Consider the following 3,880-nt stretch of genomic DNA (forward strand, 5'->3'; position numbering starts at 1 on the left):
AGGGAGAACAGCCCAATCAGTAGTTATTTGTGACAAACGAAGGAGAGTTGAAACATGGTTGAAGAGAACGAGTCCGGTATGCAGAGCCTGAGTCGGCTGACAACTCTCGGTCTCCTGATGGGTATGATCATACTCGCCATCTATTCTGCCGTCTCGGGCAGGGACGTATCCGCGACGCTCGCGTATTTTCTCATGGCCGCCGTAATCGTCTATGGCGCTCACCAGGTACTCGATGAGCAGTCGGTTCCTGCAGTCGCCTCCGCGCTGGCTCTCTGGGTCGGTGGTATATACGGAATCCTCCTAACCTATCTCGGTATTGACATCGGTGACAATTACGTGGTCCTCGGGTTGCTGGCAGTCGGCGTGATACTCACCTACCGGGACAAGAATCCGCTTACAAAGTGAGGGACCACCCGCTCATCCGGACGCTCGTTCTCACCGAAATCCGACGTATCGCCGGAAAAATCGTTCAAAGAGAAGAAAACCGAGAAGCTCCGATCAGCGTCGCGTTCAGTTCAGCTTCGCGCTGACGGCTTCGATGACGGCGTCGAGCGCTTCGTCGCGCTCGCCGCGGAGGAATTCGAACTTGCCGTCGCGCGTGCCGACGGGGACGATTCCGGCTTCCGGTGCGCGGTCCTCGACGGAGTCAGCGATCTCGCGGACGTTGATCTCGCCGTCGCTTCGGATGTGAACCTCGTCGTCGGCGAGACCGAGGGTGACGTTCTGGTCACCGGGTTGTCCCGTCATGTCGCGGCGGTGGAGCGCGTCGAGGAGCACGGCCGTCGATGGGAAGTCGAAGCGGTGGGTGTACGCCTCGGTGTCGAGGACGGTGAAAGTGACGCCGTTCGCGCCGCGAACCGTGAGGTTCGGCTCGGCGGTGTCGAGTTCGTTTTCGAGCTTCGTACGGAACTGCTCACTGACGTGCTCGGCGAGGTCGCGCTTCGCGTGCTCGAACAGCAGGTCGGTGATGAGTTCGCGCTTGTCCTCGTAGGACTGGTAGTAGGCTTCCAGCGCGACTGCCTCGCGCAGGGCCGTAACGTGGTCTTCGTCGTAGCCCGCATCCGTCGCGAGCTCGGTATATTCGGACGGGGTATCCTCCCAGTAGCTGACTGCGGGGAGGTGGGAAACGTCGTCGCGCACGTCGTCGTTGACGTGGGCCGCGACGTTCGCACCGAGGACACCCGCGGTCACGTCGTCGCCCGAGTCGCCGAGGAACGGGTTGACGACGACGTCGGCGGTTTGGGCGACTTCGTCGTCCGGGTAGTGCGTGTCGATGACGACGTGAGGCGCACCGTAGATGTCGAGGAGCGAGAGTCCGTCGCTCGATTCGACGGTGCTTCCGGCATCGATGAGGACGAAGAGGGGCAGTTTCTCGTCGTGGCGCTCGCGGTTGTCGAGCATCATGGTCGCGTCCTTCGTCGCGTCCTGCATGTCGTAGAAACCGTCTTCGAGCGGTCGGCGGTCGAAGTAGTGATACTGGGCGTCGCTTCGTGCGTGTTCGTCACGCACGAGCGGGAGGACGGCGCGTTCGATGGCCGCTCCGGCCACGTAGCCCTCCGCGCTCGCGTTGTGTCGGACGATAACGGGGCGGGATTCGATGACCGCGCGGCGGATTGCACCGGCGGCGTCGCGGACGTCCCCGTGAATGGCTTCGACGGCAGAGTCGTCGGCGAGCGGTTCGACGTCTTCGGGACGGGCCTCGTCTTCGAGCGCCTGTGCCAGTCGGTCCTCGACGGTCGCCTCCTCCTCTTCGGTGAGGGCTTCGAGGTGTTCGGTCTCGACTTGGAGTTCGTTGTTACGGAGTTCGACCTCGCCGACCAATCGGGCGATGTCGCCGGTATCGACTTCGGGGTAGGCACGAACGCCTGCTTCCTTGAACGCGGCGCAGTCCACGACGGCGGTTTCGTCGCGGAGTTCGAACACCGTCGGGCCGCTCGTCTGGCTCGCGCTCACGATTTCGCCCTCGATTCGAACGCTGTCGCCGACTCGGTCGCCCAGCGTTTCGATCTGGACGCGTTCAGGCTGTTCGGTTTGGGAGGAGACGGTAGCGCCTCCGACCGCGTTCCCGGAACCGTCGGTCGTCGCCGGCTGTTCCGATTCGGATGCAGATTCGTGTTCGGACGCGGATGCGGATTCGTGTTCGGATGCGGATTCGGAATTCGATTCCGATTCGTCCGACGTGGTTTCGTCGTTCGATTCACTGGGGAGGTGCACGTCGGTACCGTCCTGAATCAGCTTGCCGCGGAACTCGCGTTCCGATTGGCGAATCGACGAGCTGAGATCGACGTTGCCGTTGTCGCGCACACCGATGACCTCGACGAAGACTGTGTCGCCTTGGTCCCAGTTGAGGCTTTCGAGCCGCTGGTCCAACTCGCTCTTGTGAAGCAGGCCAGTGACGCGGTCACCGATGTCGATGAAGACGCCGAAGTCGGCGAAACCGTCGACGGTACCTTTGTAAAATCGTCCAGTAGCGAGCTGCTCCGGGCTGTTTCCGTTGAATTCAAAGAGAACGTCCTGCTCGTGGCTCGAACAAATCGGGCCGTCAGCAGGCGTCCCGCAAATGACGCAGTTACCCATTTATACTGGCAAAGAATAGTCCAGGCCTAAAACGATTGTCGAATTCCCGGCGCGGTTCTGAGCCGACCACGCGAACGTCAACTCAGTAATAGTAGAACGAAAAATCGTCGCCACAGGATTGGCATCGGACGAGCGTCCCCTTCAACTGGTCGTCGGATTCCGCTTGACCCTGTCCGTCGGGTGCGATATCGACAGTCGATGCGGACCCACAGTGGGGACACCCGATGTTCATACTGCTCGTAACTGACTGAGACATACGCTTCCTTTCAGCGGTCGAGCCCATAGTTATACCCTCGTTAACGAAATCGGCACGAGGAGCGAAACCACGAAACGATCGGATTATAGACTCGTTACATTCACGCGCGATACGTTCAGTTCACGCTCGATACCGGTGGCCAAAGACGAGCGCGACGACGTTCAGTACCAGCAATAGGAGGAACGTTTGCTGTTGTCCAGCGGTGTCGAGACCGCTGATGAACAGCGGAATGTAGAGAAACGGGAGTACAACTGCTCCCCAAAAACCGATGAACCGAAACGAGGTGACGACGGAGTACGGGAACGATGAACGTCGCTCGCCGTCGTCCGATGAATCACCCAGCTCGTCCGGGGCGATGATGGTTGACATGGTCTCCGAACAATGGTACACCATGACACGATATTATTATTGATTCCTTAACGGATCGGGGAGGAAAAACAGGGCGAAACGGACGATGGAATAGGGTGAAGCAGACAGTCGGATGGGATGGAATGGAGATCGGAAGGGTCCCCGTTCGGTCGCTACTCGAAGACGGGACTGTCGTCTTCGAGCGTTTCGATGTCGTCAACGATCTTCTTCGCGGCGTCGGGGAACAGCGCGACTTGTACTTCGTTGCCGTCCTCGTCCTCGAACACGAGTTTGACGCGTTTGTCCCCGAACGCACGCGCTTCGGCGGATTCCACGTTAAACAGTTTCGCCGACGCCGTTTTGTTCGCGGGTCCGACGTTCTTCAAGGAGCCGTCTTTGAGTTCGACCATGAAATCGTCCAGCCGTAGGTTGAGCATACTCCCGATACGCGCTCACACCTTTAGTTACCACGGAACGACGTGCGCCGGTTCGATCGTCGCCGTCGTCGCCGTCACGACTCCGCTACTCGCGCCGTAGGATGTGGCAGTTTCGACACCGGGCTTCGTAGGACTCCTGTGCGCCCACCAACATCGTTGGATCGTCCATGTGTGCGGGTTCGCCGTCGATGAGCCGCTGGTTTCGCGTCGCGGGTTCGCCGCACTGCGCACAGATGGCTTGGAGCTTTTCGACGTACTCATC

At 59.9% G+C, this 3,880-nt stretch carries 5 protein-coding genes and 1 pseudogene; 1 reads left to right on the forward strand and 5 read right to left on the reverse strand.

Translation table 11 applies throughout. The annotated features are described in order from the left end of the window. The first annotated feature begins 54 nt into the window (after nt 1–54). Entirely contained in the window at nt 55–405 is a 351-nt protein-coding gene (locus tag WBV42_RS09010; protein ID WP_423985726.1) for a hypothetical protein, read from the forward strand. A 105-nt stretch (nt 406–510) separates the two neighbouring features. On the opposite strand, the gene WBV42_RS09015 is transcribed toward WBV42_RS09010, so the two are convergent. The 5 genes and pseudogenes from WBV42_RS09015 to WBV42_RS09035 form a co-directional block, all read right to left on the reverse strand. After that, the gene (locus WBV42_RS09015; RefSeq protein ID WP_423985727.1) at nt 511–2,577 is read right to left on the reverse strand and encodes a DHH family phosphoesterase; all 2,067 of its coding nucleotides are present in this window, start codon (nt 2,575–2,577) and stop codon (nt 511–513) included. An 82-nt stretch (nt 2,578–2,659) separates the two neighbouring features. Then, a complete protein-coding gene (locus tag WBV42_RS09020) occupies nt 2,660–2,833 on the reverse strand; it encodes a zinc-ribbon domain-containing protein (RefSeq protein WP_223301786.1) in 174 nt (57 codons plus the stop codon). Nucleotides 2,834–2,953: 120 nt separating this feature from the next. Then, complete coding sequence (locus WBV42_RS09025; RefSeq protein WP_423985728.1) at nt 2,954–3,202, reverse strand: hypothetical protein; 249 nt, start codon at nt 3,200–3,202, stop codon at nt 2,954–2,956. A gap of 152 nt (nt 3,203–3,354) precedes the next feature. Then, complete coding sequence (locus WBV42_RS09030) at nt 3,355–3,618, reverse strand: hypothetical protein (protein WP_423985729.1); 264 nt, start codon at nt 3,616–3,618, stop codon at nt 3,355–3,357. 85 nt (nt 3,619–3,703) lie between these two features. Then, nucleotides 3,704–3,880: pseudogene (locus tag WBV42_RS09035) on the reverse strand (thymidine kinase); the annotation flags it as partial.

This window comes from Haladaptatus sp., from assembly GCF_049589095.1.
GTDB lineage: Archaea > Halobacteriota > Halobacteria > Halobacteriales > Haladaptataceae > Haladaptatus.